This window comes from Parashewanella sp. 2304DJ23-3 (assembly GCF_056591695.1).
This window is the reverse complement of the sequence record NZ_JBWQOH010000001.1, coordinates 1,055,723-1,071,461: the sequence shown is the minus strand read 5'-3', so window position 1 is coordinate 1,071,461 and position 15,739 is coordinate 1,055,723. Positions and strand designations below refer to the sequence as shown.

The following is a 15,739-nucleotide window of genomic DNA, read 5'->3' as shown; positions in this document are numbered from 1 at the left end:
TGGATGATTTATGTTGAGCAGTCTAAATAAATTTCGAAATTGTGTTGTCGCCTTTACATTATTGGTGACGACGACAGCAGTGGCTTCCCAGTCATTACATATCACCGTTACAAAGGGGTTTGGGGTTAGTTTATATGCCTCAGATCTCGGTGATGCTAAGCAGTTGGCCATTGGTGAGAGAGGCACTGTATTTGTTGGTTCCGGTAAAGCTGGCACAATTACCGCTCTGGTTGATAGCGATCATGATGGTCGTGTTGAAAAACGTTATGTTATTGCTAAGGGGCTGAAATCTCCTGAAGCAATTGCTTTTTATGATGGCGATTTATATGTTGCGGTCGAAAATCGCATTTTGAAATATCGCTCAATTGAGCAAAGGTTGCGTCGCCCTGGGCGTCCACAAATCATTTATGACAAATTACCAAAACCTAAAAAGCGTGCACATCGGGCCATGCATTTTGGTGATGATGGGCGTCTGTATGTATCGTTAAGTGCGCCTTGTAATGTCTGTGAAGCTGAGCAGCCTTTCGGTGGTATTATTGCCATTGATGTTAATACAGGTTCAACGGAGCAAATCGCAACTGGAATTCGCCGTATTAGAGGTTTCGACTGGTCGCCAACGGATGGCGCTTTGTGGTTTGCTGATAGTGGCAGAGACTGGATGGGAGATAACCTTCCAGCTGATGAAATTAACCGTGTGACTTATAAAGGCGAGCACTTTGGCTTCCCGTATTTACATGGTGCATCAGTAAAAGAGCGAGCCTATATCAAACCCAAAAACTTACAAATTACCTTGCCAGAGTATGAGCTACCTGCACATGTTGAGCCAGTTGGGCTGAAGTTTTATAGAGCAAAACAATTCCCTGAAAAGTATCATAATCAACTTTTTGTCGCTGAAAATGGCTCTTGGAACCGTTCGAGTAAGGTGGGTTACCAAATTGTTTGGCTACAGCTAGAAAATAATAAAGTGATCGGTCGCAATACATTAGTGAGCTTTTTAGATGGTGAGTTCCCGGTTGCAAGACCTTACTCACTGGCGATTGCTCAAGACGGTGCGATGTATATTTCTGATGATCTCAAAGGCAATTTATATCGCCTGTTTTATAAAGGTCAAAAAGAAGAACAACAATCTTTACAAGAACAGGATTTAGATAATGAGTGATGCCATTGACTTGAGCCTTGATGGCGTTGAGCAAATGCCGCTGAGGCGTTTTACCGAAGATGCCTATTTAAACTACTCCATGTACGTCATCATGGATCGAGCGTTACCGCATATTGGTGACGGTTTAAAACCAGTACAACGTCGTATTATTTACGCAATGAGCGAGCTCGGGCTATCAGCTGCGGCAAAATACAAAAAATCAGCTCGTACTGTAGGTGATGTGCTCGGTAAATATCACCCTCACGGCGATAGTGCTTGTTATGAAGCAATGGTGTTGATGGCACAGCCGTTTTCGTATCGTTACCCATTGGTTGACGGTCAAGGAAACTGGGGGGCGCCAGACGATCCAAAATCATTCGCAGCAATGCGTTACACCGAAGCGAAATTATCTAAGTTTTCTGAAGTTTTATTAAGCGAACTTGGTCAAGGTACAGTTGATTGGGGTGTTAACTTTGATGGCACGATGAAAGAGCCGTTAGTGTTACCGTCGCGTCTGCCGCACATATTGATAAACGGTATTACAGGTATTGCTGTTGGCATGGCGACCGATATTCCTCCACATAATGTGCGAGAACTCGTCAATGCCAGTGTAGAGCTTTTAGACAACCCTAAAGCGGATACTGAACGTTTGATGGAGTTTGTACCTGCGCCAGATTACCCGACTGAAGCTGAAATCATTACTCCTACATCTGACTTGCGTAAAATTTATGACACTGGACGTGGCTCAATTAAAATGCGAGCGGTGTATGGCGTCGAGCATGGTGAAATTGTCATAACAGCCTTGCCTCACCAGGTTGGTTGTGCCAAGTTAATTGAACAAGTTGCATCACAAATGCAAGCTAAAAAACTGCCGATGGTTTCAGATATTCGAGATGAATCTGATCATGAAAACCCTGTGCGGTTGGTGATAGTGCCTCGTTCAAACCGTATTGACTGTGAACAGTTAATGGCGCATTTGTTTGCTACGACAGATTTAGAAAAAAGTTTCAGAGTTAATTTAAATGTACTCGGGCTTGATGGTCGTCCAAAAGTAAAAGGTTTGCGCACATTACTGACAGAATGGCTGGTTTTCAGAACCGAAACCGTTCGTCGTCGCCTACAATTCCGCTTAGACAAAGTGTTAGCTCGTTTGCATGTGCTTGACGCTTTGATGGTGGCTTTTCTCAACATTGATGAAGTGATTGAGATCATTCGCTTTCATGATGAGCCGAAAGCGGAGTTAATGTCTCGCTTTAATTTATCTGATAAGCAAGCCGAAGCGATACTTGATCTTAAATTGCGACATTTAGCCAAGCTCGAAGAGATGAAAATCCGTACAGAGCAAGATGAATTAGCAAAAGAGCGTGATGCTTTGCAGTTGACTTTAAGCTCAGAACGACGCTTAAAGACTCTCGTTAAAAAAGAGTTAGTTAAAGACGGTGAAACATTTGGTGATGCTAGACGTTCACCTGTTGTTGAGCGCCAAGAGTCTAAAGCGTTATCCCAACAAGATCTTGTGCCAAGTGAAGCGGTAACGGTCGTACTGTCTGAAAAAGGTTGGATACGTTGTGCTAAAGGGCATGACATTGATGCAAGCGCATTAAATTACAAATCGGGTGACGCTTACCTAAGCAGTGCTATTGGCCGAAGTAACCAACAAACCGTATTTATTGACTCTTCTGGTAGAGCATTCGCAACTGAAACTCATACCATGCCATCGGCTCGAAGTCAGGGTGAACCGATTACAACCCGCTTCAATGTTGCTCAAGGTGAGCAAATGGAGCATGTGGTCATGGGAGAAGACAAGCAATGTTACTTAATGGCAAGTGACGCAGGTTATGGCTTTATTTGTAACTTTGCGGATATGGTTTCGCGAAATAAGTCAGGCAAGGCCTTGTTATCTCTACCAGTAAACTCAAAAGCATTACCACCACGTAAAATTGATAATTCTGATGGCGCTTCATTGATTGCGATTACCAATGAAGGCCGGATGTTGTTGTTCTCTATTAATGCATTACCTCAGTTAAGCAAAGGTAAAGGTAATAAGATCATCGGTATTCCGAGTGCCAAGGCAAAAGACAGAGAAGAGCTACTAACCCATTTACAGGTGATCCCTGCTGATACGCCTGTGACCTTATGGGCTGGTAAGCGCAAGTTAACGTTAAAACCAAGTGATCTTGAGCATTATCGAGGCGAGCGTGGTCGCCGTGGTGCTAAATTACCACGTGGCTTACAGCGAGTTGATCTTGTTGAAGTGGGTGGTGTAGAGGCTGAGAGTGTTATTTAAATAAGTGCTTGTTGCTATGAGACAAAATAGGCAGAACACTTTATTACATCTAAAGGGTTATTTTTCGGATTTATAACATTGGAGTTCGTCAACTTTTGCATATTTAGGGGGAAGTTGGCGAACCAGTTCTTGAGCCTTTTGAGCTGGCATATTAAAAAGCAGAAGTTGCGCTTTATCTGCATCATGAAGTGCAGAGTAATGTTTTAAATTTAAATCTATTGAGGCGCCTCTAAATAAACGTTTTACGTGTTTATTAGCGTCTTTAAGAAAGCCAGAGGTATCAGGGCCAACTGATAAAACCACGAAGGGTAATGTTATATTTAATAGTAAGTCTGCCCACATGTCTTTTACTGGATGACAGGCTAAATAAAGGGTTTGATTAGGTTTTGAGCTTTCCCTTTGATAAACACAATCTTTCCCATCCTGTTCAATTACTGTTACTTTAGGATAAGGCTTTTTAGGAATAATTGGATCAGTTGTTTTTGCAACTTTTTGACCGATAGCATTGAAACAAGCTGTTTGTTGCCCGTTACCAGCAGCAAGCTCAATAACTGAATTAAAGCCTAATTTCCCAGTAATTCTACATACATCTTCAGCGTACTTTTCACTAAAATGATCATAAATACCTAGGTGCAAACAGCTCGTTGACCTTACCACACCGAAAAAAGCCGCATACTTAAAAAATTGTGGCACTGTTATCATCCTATATTCTTCCTTCGATTCAATATACTGACACTTGATGTTAAATATTGAAGCTAGCTTAGACATAGGAATACAGTCTTTAGGTATAGTGCACTGAGCTGCATGGTTAAGCCAAGAAACACATTCCCACAAAGCATCTTGCTGAGTCTGAGATAATTCACCAGAGACCTCTTGAATGAACTGACTTAAGCCAGCTATATACACACTTACTGGCAAATTGGTATCAATATCTGTTTGCTGTGCGTTGTGTAAGTCACTGCAGATCTTATGTTGTTCACCTAGACGTTGTTGCTCTTTTACTTCAGCGAATGCCCACTCTACATCTGGTCCTTTCTTAACGTGTTCATTTAAAGGTGGTGTGCCACCAGTTTTTAATAATGGACCAGTTTTAGATTCTTTTTTAATAGAGCTAGATTCTTGTTTGATAGAGTTCGTTTCTGATGTGAGCTGTGTACTAACAGAATTGCCGTCTGTAGGTTCAGGTTTTATAGTTTTTTGTTGAATGACTGAAATTAGCGAAGTTGCAGCTTCCCGAATGATAAAGCTATTGTCGCTATGACTAAAAAAATCGCAACTTGGATTGGTGATTTCTGTATCAGAGTCAATATTATAATGATGACCTGCAATTTGATTTTCCTTTGTATTTCTAGGCTCAATAGGAATAATTTCACCACTGTCGTCATATTTAACAATTTCAGATAATTGTTGATATACAGAACCAAGTTTATCCACAGATTATAAGTTCTTAAAAGGTTTACGCTAATATGAGTGAAATTAGCTTATAAAGTAAGTTAAAGTCCGTTAAGCTGAAGTTTATTTTTTCAGGGTGACAAAATTAAAAAAGCCCTCTAAACAGAGGGCTTGGGCTTCACTTTGAACGTTAGGGAAGTGAATAAGGTTGATGAAAACTCATTAATGTTTACTTAATTACGTCCATATCGTACCAAGGTGTTGGGTTGATAGGGCAACGGAAACGTACACCTTCTTTAGTCACTGTGATTACATCGGTACGTTTTGTTTCACCGGCTTCAATTGGAAACATGTCTAATTGCTCACGAGTGGTAAAGTTTTGTAATTGAAAACCAACAAGCTTGCCAGCTTTGTTTGTAATTTCAAACTGATACTTACCTTCTTTTAAACCTGCAAGAGTGTCTTTCGCTGAGAAATGACCGCCGTGTTGGTCTAGGTAGATGACAGTAACTCCATCTTCATTTTTTTGTGGTGTTCCTGCGCTGGCAAAACCGGCAAATAATGTAGCTAGACCAAGTAGGGCAACGCTGGCAAATTTAGTGATAGATTTAAACATTTCAATGTACCTCAAAGTTAACAATTCAAATTTAGTGGGGTTGATGTTTGTTGAGTACATATTAGATAAAGCATCATGAGTGCGGTATGCTCATCCGTCTGCAAATTATGTTCGAGTGTCTAGGGATAAATTAATCGATGAAATTACTGGAACAAGTCTTGAATCGTTTTCATCTCAATGCAACGATTTTTCATCGTGCACGGATGTGCAATACATGGTCTACAGATACTTCAGGTTCTGGGCTTGCGAGTTTTCACTTTATTTCTAGCGGTAAAGCTTACTTACACGCTCATGAGTTAAAAGGCATTGAACTTGTTGCTGGCGATATGGTTATTTTCCCCCATGATGCCCAACATGTTATTGCTGATACCCCTGATACTGAATTAGGTGCTCCTTTCATCAGTCATCCTATTGAAAAGTCCATCGACAATAGCACTGGCTTGGTGTGCGGTTTTTTTGATTTTGCGGAAGATTCAGCTCATCCATTATTGATGCAGTTACCAAGTTGTATCGTATTAAAGGCAAAAGACACGAATGGCTTAACCAGCCATTTAATTCAAGCGTTGGTCGCTGAAGCAGAGTCAGGACTGGATTCAAGCAGTATTTTACTGTCACGATTGAGTGAAGCTTTTTTTATCGCCGTCTTGAGAATGTTAGCGCAAGTAGACAATCAAACTGGCTACTTCAAAGCGTTGCAAGATGCGAAAATGAGTCGAGTATTAGCAGCGATTCAGCAAGATATTGCGAATAATTGGACAACGCAATCTTTAGCCGACACTGGCGGTTACTCTAGAGCCAGTTTTGCAAAGTACTTTAAAGAGTATTTTGGTACCAGTGTCATGGACTACCTCACTCAATTAAGACTTTCTGAAGCTCAAAAGCGTTTAAGGCAAGGAGATAGTGTATTTGAAGTGGCCATTGATGTTGGTTATCAAAGTGATGCTTCTTTCGCTAAGGCTTATAAACGTCACTTTGGTTATGGACCTGGTGAAAGCCGCAAAGCTCAAGTTTAATGAATGAGTTTTTATAGGTTAATGTACCACCTTTCTAGTGCATTTCAGGAAACTGTGTTTACGGTTTCCTTTACTAAAAATCACCTTCATGCTGTTTTTCTTAACTTTTATTGTAGTATTATGCGATATCTTTTGGCTCAATTGAGATAACTCTTTGCATTTCATTAAATTCAAGCATCAGCATATTGCCCCATCTAAAGTTGTTTGTATTGGTCGAAACTATGTTGAGCATATTCATGAATTGAATAATGAAATCCCCGACGAGCCTGTTATTTTCATTAAACCCAATTCCGCATTGAGCACTGAAATACAATGGTGTGATGATTTGCACTATGAAGGTGAGCTTTGCTTTCTGATTAAAGATGGCAAGTTTGCTGCGGTGAGCTTTGGTATTGATTTAACCAAACGTCATTTACAGTCGCAACTTAAGTCAAAAGGGCTGCCATGGGAAAGGGCAAAAGCATTTAATGCATCTGCAGTATTCAGTAAATTTGTGAGTCTGCCAGAAGATCTTTCAACACTCAGCTTTACACTTCATATCAATGGCAAGCTTATACAGCATGGAACTGTTGATTTGATGATGTTTAAACCGCACCAATGTTTGGATTCGATAAAACAAGATTTCGAGTTACTCGATGGCGACATCATTATGACAGGAACGCCGAAAGGTGTCGGCGCTGTACATCAAGGTGATAGCTTCATTGGTACTGTGTTTAACGGAGATCAAAAGCTGGTTGAAGCTGTTTGGTCAGTAGCCTAACTTAAAATCAACTTGGTATTGTAAATCTACACCTTTTAACCAGCGACGATAGTTCTCGGCAAAGATATCGACGACTTGCTCTGGTGTACTTGGAGCTGCAATATGAGGTGTGATGACAACATTATCTCTTTGCCATATCTCATCTTGCTTTGTTAAAGGCTCAGTCTTAAACACATCCAACACTGCAAGCATATTTGATCGCTCAATTAGCGCTACATTGAGATCGTTTAGATCAACGGCATTGCCGCGCCCAACATTAAAGAAAATGACACTCTCTTTCATCTTTGAAAAACGAGCGGAATCGAAAATGTCGTAAGTTTGCGGGCTGCTTGGTAAAACGGATACCACTACATCTGCATAAGGGAGCTGCTCATCGAGTTGATAAATATTCACGCACTCATCGAAGTTGGCTTTTTTATCACCAGAGCGGCTGACTCCAATGACTTTCATACCAAACAGCTTTGCTGTTTGAGCTAAGTGTTGACCAATCGATCCTGTGCCGAGGATCAGCATCGTTTTATTTCGCAATTGTTGATCAGAACAAGGTTGCCATATTTGTTCTTTTTGATTGTTAAAGTATGAGCTGTGGTGCCGTAAGTGCGAAATCAAATAGCTAAATACATATTCGCTCATCATTGGACCAAAAATATCACGCACATTGGTGAGTAAATAGTCTGAACGTTGTTTGATTGAAACTAACTTATCAACACCCGCATAGGTAGCCTGAAGCCATTTTAGGCTTTTACCAATACCCAGCAGCGGGGCTGCTAAAGGTGGGTCAGCAAGCCAAATGTTGGTGCGAGCAATATGCTCAGGCGTATCATCGACAATCTCTAATTCGGGTAAATTTTGCTTTGTTAATAGCTCGATGTATTTTTCGTTACTTTGAGTGAGCAATAACAATTTATTGGACATTGATCGATCCTATTCTAGAGAGTACTTACTTAAAGAAAGCCAAAGCTTTGTCTGGATAATCGGTAAAAATACCATCTACGCCCATGTCCGCAAGCATTTGCATATCTTCTTTATGGTTCACGGTAAACACGTTAACGAATTTTCCACGTTGATGAGCATCGTCAACCATTGTTTGATGGACAAAGTTTAGTGATAAGTTGACGGCTGTAGCATTAAGTGTAGTTGCGGCTTGTGCGAGATCCAATGGAACGCCGTCAATCAATGGTGCAATATTGGCTTCCGGTATGGCTTGTTTGAGCTGTTGTAATTCAAAATGCTTGAACGATGAGAATAACAAATCTTTCGCCTGAAAATTTAGTTTGGACAATACCTTAGGGTAGAGATCAATAAGTGGTTTTACAGTGTTAAAACCTTTTAACTCAATATTGACTTCACATCGTCCAGCAACAAGGTTTAATACTTGCCAGAGTGTTGGAATGGTTTGATCTTCAATACTGAGACTTAAAATCTCTTTCGTAGTTAAGTCAGAAAGTAAGCCTTGTTGCTGAGTGAGCTTATCAATACGTCTATCGTGAAATACGATCAGTTCACCATCAACATTATGAATATCTAACTCAATGGCAGACGCACCCATTTGAACCGCCTTTTCGAAAGCCAAAAGGGTGTTCTCTGGATAATAACCACTCGCACCACGATGCGCATATATCTTCATCAGCTTTTAATCATCCCTTGAGCCAAACTGGCCTCTTTGGGAATGCCTGTGTTGAGGTGAATTTCCATCTGAGGATACGCCAATTCTAAATGATTATCCTTGAGTTTTTTGGTGATCTTTTTATGAAGTTCGTGACGTAATGGCCAACGCGTTGTCATGTCAGTGGCGTAAGCTCTGATCTCGTAATCTTGGGTGTGCTTGCCAAAGCCTGCAAACCAGACTTCAGGTTCTGGCGTTTTGAGCGTATGTTGGCATTCTTCAACCGCTTGGTATAACGCTGCTTCTACTTTGGCGGGATCGGAATCCCTTGCCACCGCAACTTGAATGGTGACACGAGTGATGGGATCAGATAAAGACCAATTCACTAACTGTTCAGTTATAAACGCTTTATTGGGGACAATGATTTCTTTTCTATCCCAATCGATGATCGTTGTTGCTCTGATCTTAATTTTACTGACAGTGCCGGTTAATTCTCGAATGGTAACGGTATCACCAATGCGTACTGGTTTTTCAAATAGGATAATCAGACCTGAAATGAAGTTGGCGAAGATTTCTTGTAAGCCAAAACCTAATCCTACCGAGAGTGCGGCAATTAACCATTGCAGTTTTGACCATTCGACGCCTAATGTATTAAAGCCAATTAAACTTCCGAAAAACAGAACTAAGTACCGAGTAACAGTCGTGAGCGCATAACCAGTGCCAGAAGAGAGCTCAAGCCGCTGTAGAATCGTTAATTCTAATAAGCCGGGTAGGTTTGTGGCTATCATCATCGAGAATCCAAAGATGATGATGCCATAGAGTAGGGACTTGATGGTGATCGGGATCTGTTGCTCAATACCATTTATCGTCGCAGTTGAACTCCACAATGTGATCCCGTCAAAAAATGAGAATAATGCGGTATGAGTTTGGGTCCACAAACCAATCAAGCTGGCGAGTAAGCCAAGTAATAGCAAAGAGCGGACTAGACCTAACGATTGGCTTGAAATGGTTTCAAGGTCGACTTCAGGCTCTTCGTAAAACTCACTATTCTCAGTTTGGTTAACGGTTTCACCTTTTTCACGTTGTGCCAGTATTTCTGCACGTTTGTTTTTGGCCCGTTCAAAAGCGATTCTGCGACGCTCGATCAACATCCAACGTTTTATCAGTTGGTATAGCATTAAGAAACCAAGCGCAATGACCACCGAGAGCACTAATTGCTGCATCATTTGGTAAGCAGAAAAATAATACCCCATAAAGGATAATACCGTTGCGGCAAGAGGGGCTACGGATAGCGCCCTCCAGAGCATTTTTTGCAACAGTCTGGCGTTGGTTTTATCGCTTTGTTGCTTATAGTCTTCCATTAAACGATTCAAGTGACGAACAAGAAAGAAGAGTTGCAAACAAATTAGGATAAAAGCACCACGGCCAAGGCTGTTACGCAGTAGAGATTCATCGATCAATTGGGTGAAAGCAAGGGTGCCGATGAGTACGATATTGATGTAATAAAAACGCTTAATGTATTGATAACCACGTGCAACCATTTCTTGCGGTCGTTTGAAGTGACCAACCAGTAATCCTTCAGGCAAAGTAAATACATACACTAACCTTTGCAGAAGATAAAAGAGTCCAATGCCGAACAGTGCCCCACCTGTTGCGTAAACGATATTACGCTCTGAATGCAGCATAAGCACACCAGCTAAAATAACCGATGTTGGCTTTAAAAGACTGTAACCAATCGTCGTCAATAAGGTTTTAAACGTAGCGCTGAAAGTATCTTGAGTTACATTCCCTACATGATCCATATTCGCTCTTAAAACACGGCGGAAACGGCTTCGATTTAAATCTTGGCTGACGGTGCAGAGAGTTAAAATGAGCATCCACAACAGCCAATAACTTTGCTGCTCTTCCCAAGAATACTTGAGATCATTCCAGGGAGCTTGAGTTAATAACCATTGGAAGCTCAAACCAATATCGATGAACCACTGTTTGCCAATCGTACTGGCATTTGGGACCCAAAAAAGTTGCTCATTTAGGATACTGGCGAGCTCTTGATGCTGGGCAATCAATTGGTTGTAGCTCACTTTGAGACGATTGAGCTCACTTAAATACTGGTCGTATTCAAGCAAGAGTTTCGTCGTCAGTGAGATTTGTGCTTCCAATAATTCTCGTTGCGGTAGCGTAAGCGCTAAACTGGCGGCCAAGCGATCCTTATTTTGAGCTTGTTTCTGACTCAAGTTGTAACGCTTTAAGCGGTTATCCGACAGTCGAGTTTGTAACTTTGTTATGTTCGGCGGTTTTGGAAGCGATTCTAGCGTTTTTAAAAAATGCTCACCAAAAGTCGAATTTAAGGTTACCCAAGAAAGTTGTTCTTTTATATTGGCTAACTGCTTCGATTGTAGTTGATATAAATTTTCAGCTTTTTCTTGTTGCTTGACAGTCTGGTTTATTTTGTCCGTTAGTATGATTAAAGAAGTCGCAAGAGATTGATTTTGAGTGTTAAGTTGTTCGGCAACCGGGTCGTTAATGTCCGTCTTAACATTAATGGCTTTCGCTATCGTTTCTGCCGTTTTCTGTTGTCTTTGTTGACTTAACTTTTGATTAAGCGATTCAATCAGCTTTTCTTGATTCGTTAATTTTATTCTGACCATTTGCAGCTCTAGCTGAGTTAATGTCAGACGAACAGGTAAGCTGGCAAAATCAGCTTCTAAAGTATCAATACTTTGTAGATATAACTCACGTCTCTTTTGTTGCAGTTGGCCTGTAGGTGTGCCAATTGGGGCGAGAATGGTTTTCTTATGCTGGTTTAGATTATTCTTGGCACTAAGAATTTCATTTGGAAGCTCATTGCGCTTATCAAGCAGTTCAGTAATTTTCTGGGATAAGTCTGACTCCTGTTGCTTTAAATCCGTTAAGTCAAAGTTAGCTTGAGAAGCTTGTTGGCTAAGGTCATGATTTCGCTTAATCGAAATCCCTTTATTAGCATGGACAATTTGCTTTTCGAGTTCGCTTTTTTGTTGTTCAAAGCTCACTTGTACTTGCTCAAAGTCATTTGCTTGCGCTTCAAGTTGAGCAATGCTTTGCTCAATGGAATGCTGCATGTTGTCAGGAGAAGCGGTTTTGTCACCTTGTTGGGAAGTTATACCCAACTGCTTATTAATGCCCAAAGCATTTTTTGCTTCGGTAGCAGAAGTAAAAATCAGAAAGAGTGAAAGTAGAGTGCACAACCAATATACACGTTTCATTTACGGCATTTAATTCAAATAAAAAACTGCCTTAATATTAGATAACTTAGCATGAATTTGGTATGACTAATTTAAGTATATTTCATTAAATTTAGTTACGAACTTTCACCCTGTTATTGGTATCGCGATTTTGTTGGATGTGTTTTTTGTGATTCAGTGAATCTGAGCTTTTACTTGATGCTTTAGACAAGCGGTCATAAAGTAAAACATTAACTGAAGCCGCCAAGTTCATACAACCTATTGTTGGTACATAAACCACAGCATCCGCTCTATCGACTAACTCTTGTCGAACCGTACCATCTTCGGGGCCGAAAATATAAAATGCATTCTCTGGGTGTTCAAACTCAGGAAGTGGCGTAGCGCCTTCGACAAAATCGACACAGATAAAGCTGCAATTTTCAGGTATATCGGCTTCTAACAGCGATTCGACTTTCTTCATTGGGATACGTTGTGCGGCTTTTTTAGTATCAACCTGATACTGAGGGCTTGATCTTAGCGCCAGTTCATAGCGACGACCCGTATAGAAAACAGCATTCGCCTGATAACAACCACAAGCCCGCATAATGCCATCAACATTAATTGGTGTTTTAGGGTTCTGTAAGCCGATAGCAACAAAAGGCTGGGACATTGAATAATACTCAGTAGAACATTTTTTATGTTTGCCACACCATTTTTACTGGTGTGGCATTGTGGTTTTATCTAGCAATATGCGCAAAAGGTGCGCCCATTCGAGTGATTGACTGTGGCTCAACATCGTCAGCGAACTTTTCAATAGCGCCTTTTTCAAAACACATCACAATGGTGCTGCCTAGTTTAAATCGGCCCATCTCAGCGCCTTTTTCTAGGGTAATCGCATCTTCACCTTCCGTTGGGTATTCCCATGTGAATACTTGCTTACCCGCTGGTGGCGTTACCGTGCCAGCCCAAACGGTTTCAATGCTGGCAACAATCGTTGCACCAACCAATACCATTGCAATTGGTCCAACTTCGGTTTCGAAAATGGCTACCACACGTTCGTTACGAGCAAACAGCCCAGGAACATTTTCTGCAGTTAATGGATTTACTGAAAATAAATCACCCGGAACGTAGGTCATCTTAGATAACGTACCTTTAATCGGCATATGTAAACGGTGATAGTCTTTAGGTGCCAAATAAATGGTTGCAAAATCGCCATCTTCAAAGCGCTCAGCGTCTTGTGGCTGATCGCCGAGTAAAGCCAACGTTGAATAAGAATGCCCCTTTGCTTGGAAAATCTCACCCGCCTCAATCGGACCTAATTGGCTCACTGCACCATCTACTGGGTGTGCCAGCATATTTTCATCTTCACAAAGTGGACGAATACCCACTTTAAGAGGGCGAGTAAAGAATTGATTAAATGATTTATAAGCCTTTGGGTCGGATTGTTGAGCTTCACTCATATCAATCTTATATTGCTTGATGAACCACGAAATAAAAAACGTAGTGACTTTACCCAATTGAGCCGCAGCCAACTTTCCGACTAAGCGCGAAATCAGATGCTTAGGCATAATATATTGAAGTGCGATTTTTACTTTATCCACTGTTGTACTTTCCTTTATAGTTCTTTTCCAGTTCTGAATTGACGAGCATGACGTTGCTCATCTAAACTGGCGATAATTCGATGGAAATTTTCAAGACGTTCTTCGTCGATTTTACCTTGTTCACAGGCTTCTTGGATAGCGCAGCCTGGATCATCTTGGTGTTTACAATCACGAAATTTACAACCACCTAAGAATTCTCGAAACTCGATAAAACCCCAAGCGACTCTTTCAGCAGGTAAGTGCCATAATGCAAATTCACGTACACCTGGCGAATCAATTAAGTCGCCGCTGCCTTCTAAATGCAAAAGCTTTGCTGCGGTAGTCGTATGCTGACCTAAGCCAGAGTTTTCAGAAACATCACCAATGAGTAAATCAGCATCAGGCAATAATGCATTGATAAGTGAGGACTTACCAACCCCGGATTGGCCTACAAATACGTTAACTTTGTCTGCGAGTAGTGCTTTTAGTTCATCAACACCCTCACCAGTTTGACTGCTAACTTGATAAACCTGATAACCTAAATCTTCATAAACTTGCAGTGACTCTTCTAAAAGTTCTTTAAGTTCACCATCCAGTAAATCAATCTTGTTGAGTACAATAACGGGTTGTATTTCAGTATCTTCTGCTGCAACCAAGTAGCGATCAATGATTTGGCTGCTGAATACGGGGACCACTGAACTGACAATTAAGATCTGATCGATATTGGTAGCGATGATCTTAACACCATCGTATAAATCGGGACGACTTAAACTCGAACGTCTAGGCTGAACTGCTTCTACAACACCAGCAATTTGAGACTGTTGAGTTTCATCGGCTATACGCACAATGACATCATCACCTGTAACAAGGCTAGTAATATTACGACGAATATTGCAGCGGTAGACATTGCCGCCAGCAATCTCTATATCAACATGTTGACCAAAACGAGAAACCACTCGACCTGGTTGCTCTGGGCCTAACTTTTCGCTTTCAATCTCCGCAGCAGGTGCTTCTTTATTACGTTGTAGGCGCTTCTGGTGATTCGCCTTCATACGTCGTAATTGACCTTTGCTTAGGGGCTTCTTTTTACTCACAAGATTCCTAAGGTGATTTTTAGTTTATTCAAAAAAGCGTATGATACATTTTTTTTTAAGATATTTCCCGACTTGGAGTAGCAAGAATGTCACTAAATGACAGCAATTTAATTTGGATTGATTTGGAAATGACAGGCTTAGAGCCAGCAACGGATCGTATTATTGAAATTGCGACCTTAGTGACGGACAAAGAATTAAATATTATTGGTGAAGGTCCAGTGATTGCGATTCATCAAAGTGATGAAGTTTTGAATGCAATGGATGATTGGAATCAAAAGCATCATGGCCAGTCTGGATTAATTGAGCGTGTAAAAGCCAGTAAGTATACTGAAGAGCAAGCAATGAAGGAGACGATTGAGTTTCTGAAAGCTTTTGTCCCAGCAGGTAAGTCACCTATTTGTGGTAACAGTGTTGGCCAAGACCGCCGTTTTTTGAATAAATACATGCGCGAACTCGAAGATTATTTCCATTATCGCAATATCGATGTCAGCACGATTAAAGAGTTAGTGAATCGTTGGCAGCCAGATATCCAAAAAGGCTTTAAAAAAGAAAATACACACCAAGCGTTAAAGGATATTCAAGAATCCATCGCAGAATTAGTTTATTATCGCAGCAAAGTATTTAAAATTTAGCCAAACAGTAAAAAGTATTAAAATAGGGCTTGCGTCATTTTAAAATAGCCCTATAATGCGGCCTCATCTTTCGGGGATACACCAATACTTCGATAGAGTTTAGAATTAAAAGATTGCGACATTAGCTCAGTTGGTAGAGCGATACCTTGCCAAGGTATAGGTCATCAGTTCGAACCTGATATGTCGCTCCAATTCTAAACAAATTTGATTGCGACATTAGCTCAGTTGGTAGAGCGATACCTTGCCAAGGTATAGGTCATCAGTTCGAACCTGATATGTCGCTCCAATCAAATTCAAACCGAGATGCGACATTAGCTCAGTTGGTAGAGCGATACCTTGCCAAGGTATAGGTCATCAGTTCGAACCTGATATGTCGCTCCAATCTCAAACTCTCAAACTCTCAAATTCTTAAGCTTTAATC

Annotated in this window: 13 protein-coding genes and 3 tRNA genes; 8 read left to right on the top strand and 8 right to left on the bottom strand. The window is 40.9% G+C overall.

Translation table 11 applies throughout. From position 1 onward, the window contains the following. The first annotated feature begins 10 nt into the window (after positions 1-10). Together AC1EU2_RS04705 and parC are read left to right on the top strand one after the other, a co-directional pair. Positions 11-1,159, top strand: coding sequence for a PQQ-dependent sugar dehydrogenase (locus AC1EU2_RS04705; RefSeq protein ID WP_480296830.1), 1,149 nt, complete (start codon positions 11-13; stop codon positions 1,157-1,159). Beyond that, positions 1,152-3,425: a DNA topoisomerase IV subunit A gene (parC, locus tag AC1EU2_RS04700; RefSeq protein ID WP_480296829.1), complete on the top strand. Its 2,274-nt coding sequence runs from the start codon at positions 1,152-1,154 to the stop codon at positions 3,423-3,425. The genes AC1EU2_RS04705 and parC overlap by 8 nt, the downstream gene beginning before the upstream one ends. A gap of 57 nt (positions 3,426-3,482) precedes the next feature. Here the strand turns inward: parC and AC1EU2_RS04695 are convergent, their stop codons facing one another. Then, complete coding sequence (locus tag AC1EU2_RS04695; RefSeq protein WP_480296828.1) at positions 3,483-4,859, bottom strand: hypothetical protein; 1,377 nt, start codon at positions 4,857-4,859, stop codon at positions 3,483-3,485. A gap of 187 nt (positions 4,860-5,046) precedes the next feature. After that, entirely contained in the window at positions 5,047-5,433 is a 387-nt protein-coding gene (locus tag AC1EU2_RS04690) for a hypothetical protein (protein WP_129948533.1), read from the bottom strand. A gap of 137 nt (positions 5,434-5,570) precedes the next feature. Here AC1EU2_RS04690 and AC1EU2_RS04685 point away from each other — a divergent pair, with 137 nt between their 5' ends. Beyond that, complete coding sequence (locus AC1EU2_RS04685) at positions 5,571-6,446, top strand: AraC family transcriptional regulator (RefSeq protein WP_480296827.1); 876 nt, start codon at positions 5,571-5,573, stop codon at positions 6,444-6,446. Between the two features lie 154 nt (positions 6,447-6,600). Beyond that, the gene (locus AC1EU2_RS04680) at positions 6,601-7,206 is read left to right on the top strand and encodes a fumarylacetoacetate hydrolase family protein (RefSeq protein ID WP_480296826.1); all 606 of its coding nucleotides are present in this window, start codon (positions 6,601-6,603) and stop codon (positions 7,204-7,206) included. Here AC1EU2_RS04680 and AC1EU2_RS04675 read toward each other — a convergent pair. The 6 genes from AC1EU2_RS04675 to rsgA form a co-directional block, all read right to left on the bottom strand. Beyond that, positions 7,195-8,121 (bottom strand): D-2-hydroxyacid dehydrogenase, encoded by a 927-nt coding sequence (locus AC1EU2_RS04675; protein ID WP_480296825.1) that lies wholly within the window; start codon positions 8,119-8,121, stop codon positions 7,195-7,197. The genes AC1EU2_RS04680 and AC1EU2_RS04675 overlap by 12 nt on opposite strands. Before the next feature lie 25 nt (positions 8,122-8,146). After that, positions 8,147-8,833, bottom strand: coding sequence for a glycerophosphodiester phosphodiesterase (locus AC1EU2_RS04670; protein ID WP_480296824.1), 687 nt, complete (start codon positions 8,831-8,833; stop codon positions 8,147-8,149). Next, positions 8,833-12,054 carry a mechanosensitive ion channel domain-containing protein gene (locus AC1EU2_RS04665; RefSeq protein ID WP_480296823.1) on the bottom strand — a complete coding sequence of 1,074 codons (3,222 nt, stop codon included), beginning with the start codon at positions 12,052-12,054 and terminating at the stop codon, positions 8,833-8,835. Before AC1EU2_RS04665 ends, AC1EU2_RS04670 begins: the two co-directional genes overlap by 1 nt. Before the next feature lie 91 nt (positions 12,055-12,145). Then, the gene (locus AC1EU2_RS04660) at positions 12,146-12,682 is read right to left on the bottom strand and encodes an RNA methyltransferase (protein ID WP_480296822.1); all 537 of its coding nucleotides are present in this window, start codon (positions 12,680-12,682) and stop codon (positions 12,146-12,148) included. Positions 12,683-12,749: 67 nt separating this feature from the next. Then, positions 12,750-13,613 (bottom strand): archaetidylserine decarboxylase, encoded by an 864-nt coding sequence (gene asd, locus AC1EU2_RS04655; RefSeq protein ID WP_480296821.1) that lies wholly within the window; start codon positions 13,611-13,613, stop codon positions 12,750-12,752. Positions 13,614-13,627: 14 nt separating this feature from the next. Continuing rightward, positions 13,628-14,686 carry a small ribosomal subunit biogenesis GTPase RsgA gene (gene rsgA / locus AC1EU2_RS04650; protein ID WP_480296820.1) on the bottom strand — a complete coding sequence of 353 codons (1,059 nt, stop codon included), beginning with the start codon at positions 14,684-14,686 and terminating at the stop codon, positions 13,628-13,630. Positions 14,687-14,772: 86 nt separating this feature from the next. On the opposite strand from rsgA, the gene orn reads away from it, so the two are divergent. The 4 genes from orn to AC1EU2_RS04630 all read left to right on the top strand — a co-directional run bounded on the left by orn (position 14,773) and on the right by AC1EU2_RS04630 (position 15,699). Then, positions 14,773-15,318, top strand: a complete 546-nt coding sequence (gene orn, locus AC1EU2_RS04645; protein WP_480296819.1) for an oligoribonuclease — start codon at positions 14,773-14,775, stop codon at positions 15,316-15,318. 115 nt (positions 15,319-15,433) lie between these two features. After that, a tRNA-Gly gene (locus AC1EU2_RS04640) sits at positions 15,434-15,509 on the top strand. Positions 15,510-15,528: 19 nt separating this feature from the next. Next, a tRNA-Gly gene (locus tag AC1EU2_RS04635) sits at positions 15,529-15,604 on the top strand. 19 nt (positions 15,605-15,623) lie between these two features. Continuing rightward, positions 15,624-15,699: transfer RNA gene (locus tag AC1EU2_RS04630), tRNA-Gly, on the top strand. The last annotated feature ends 40 nt before the right edge of the window (positions 15,700-15,739 follow it).

Excerpts from the sequence above, each read along its gene's own strand:
- AC1EU2_RS04705 (WP_480296830.1), top strand. The coding sequence starts at position 11 with ATGTTGAGCAGTCTAAATAAATTTCGAAATTGTGTTGTCGCCTTTACA.
- parC (WP_480296829.1), top strand. The coding sequence starts at position 1,152 with ATGAGTGATGCCATTGACTTGAGCCTTGATGGCGTTGAGCAAATGCCG.
- AC1EU2_RS04690 (WP_129948533.1), bottom strand. The coding sequence starts at position 5,433 with ATGTTTAAATCTATCACTAAATTTGCCAGCGTTGCCCTACTTGGTCTA.
- AC1EU2_RS04685 (WP_480296827.1), top strand. The coding sequence starts at position 5,571 with ATGAAATTACTGGAACAAGTCTTGAATCGTTTTCATCTCAATGCAACG.
- AC1EU2_RS04675 (WP_480296825.1), bottom strand. The coding sequence starts at position 8,121 with ATGTCCAATAAATTGTTATTGCTCACTCAAAGTAACGAAAAATACATC.
- AC1EU2_RS04670 (WP_480296824.1), bottom strand. The coding sequence starts at position 8,833 with ATGAAGATATATGCGCATCGTGGTGCGAGTGGTTATTATCCAGAGAAC.
- AC1EU2_RS04665 (WP_480296823.1), bottom strand. The coding sequence starts at position 12,054 with ATGAAACGTGTATATTGGTTGTGCACTCTACTTTCACTCTTTCTGATT.
- AC1EU2_RS04660 (WP_480296822.1), bottom strand. The coding sequence starts at position 12,682 with ATGTCCCAGCCTTTTGTTGCTATCGGCTTACAGAACCCTAAAACACCA.
- orn (WP_480296819.1), top strand. The coding sequence starts at position 14,773 with ATGTCACTAAATGACAGCAATTTAATTTGGATTGATTTGGAAATGACA.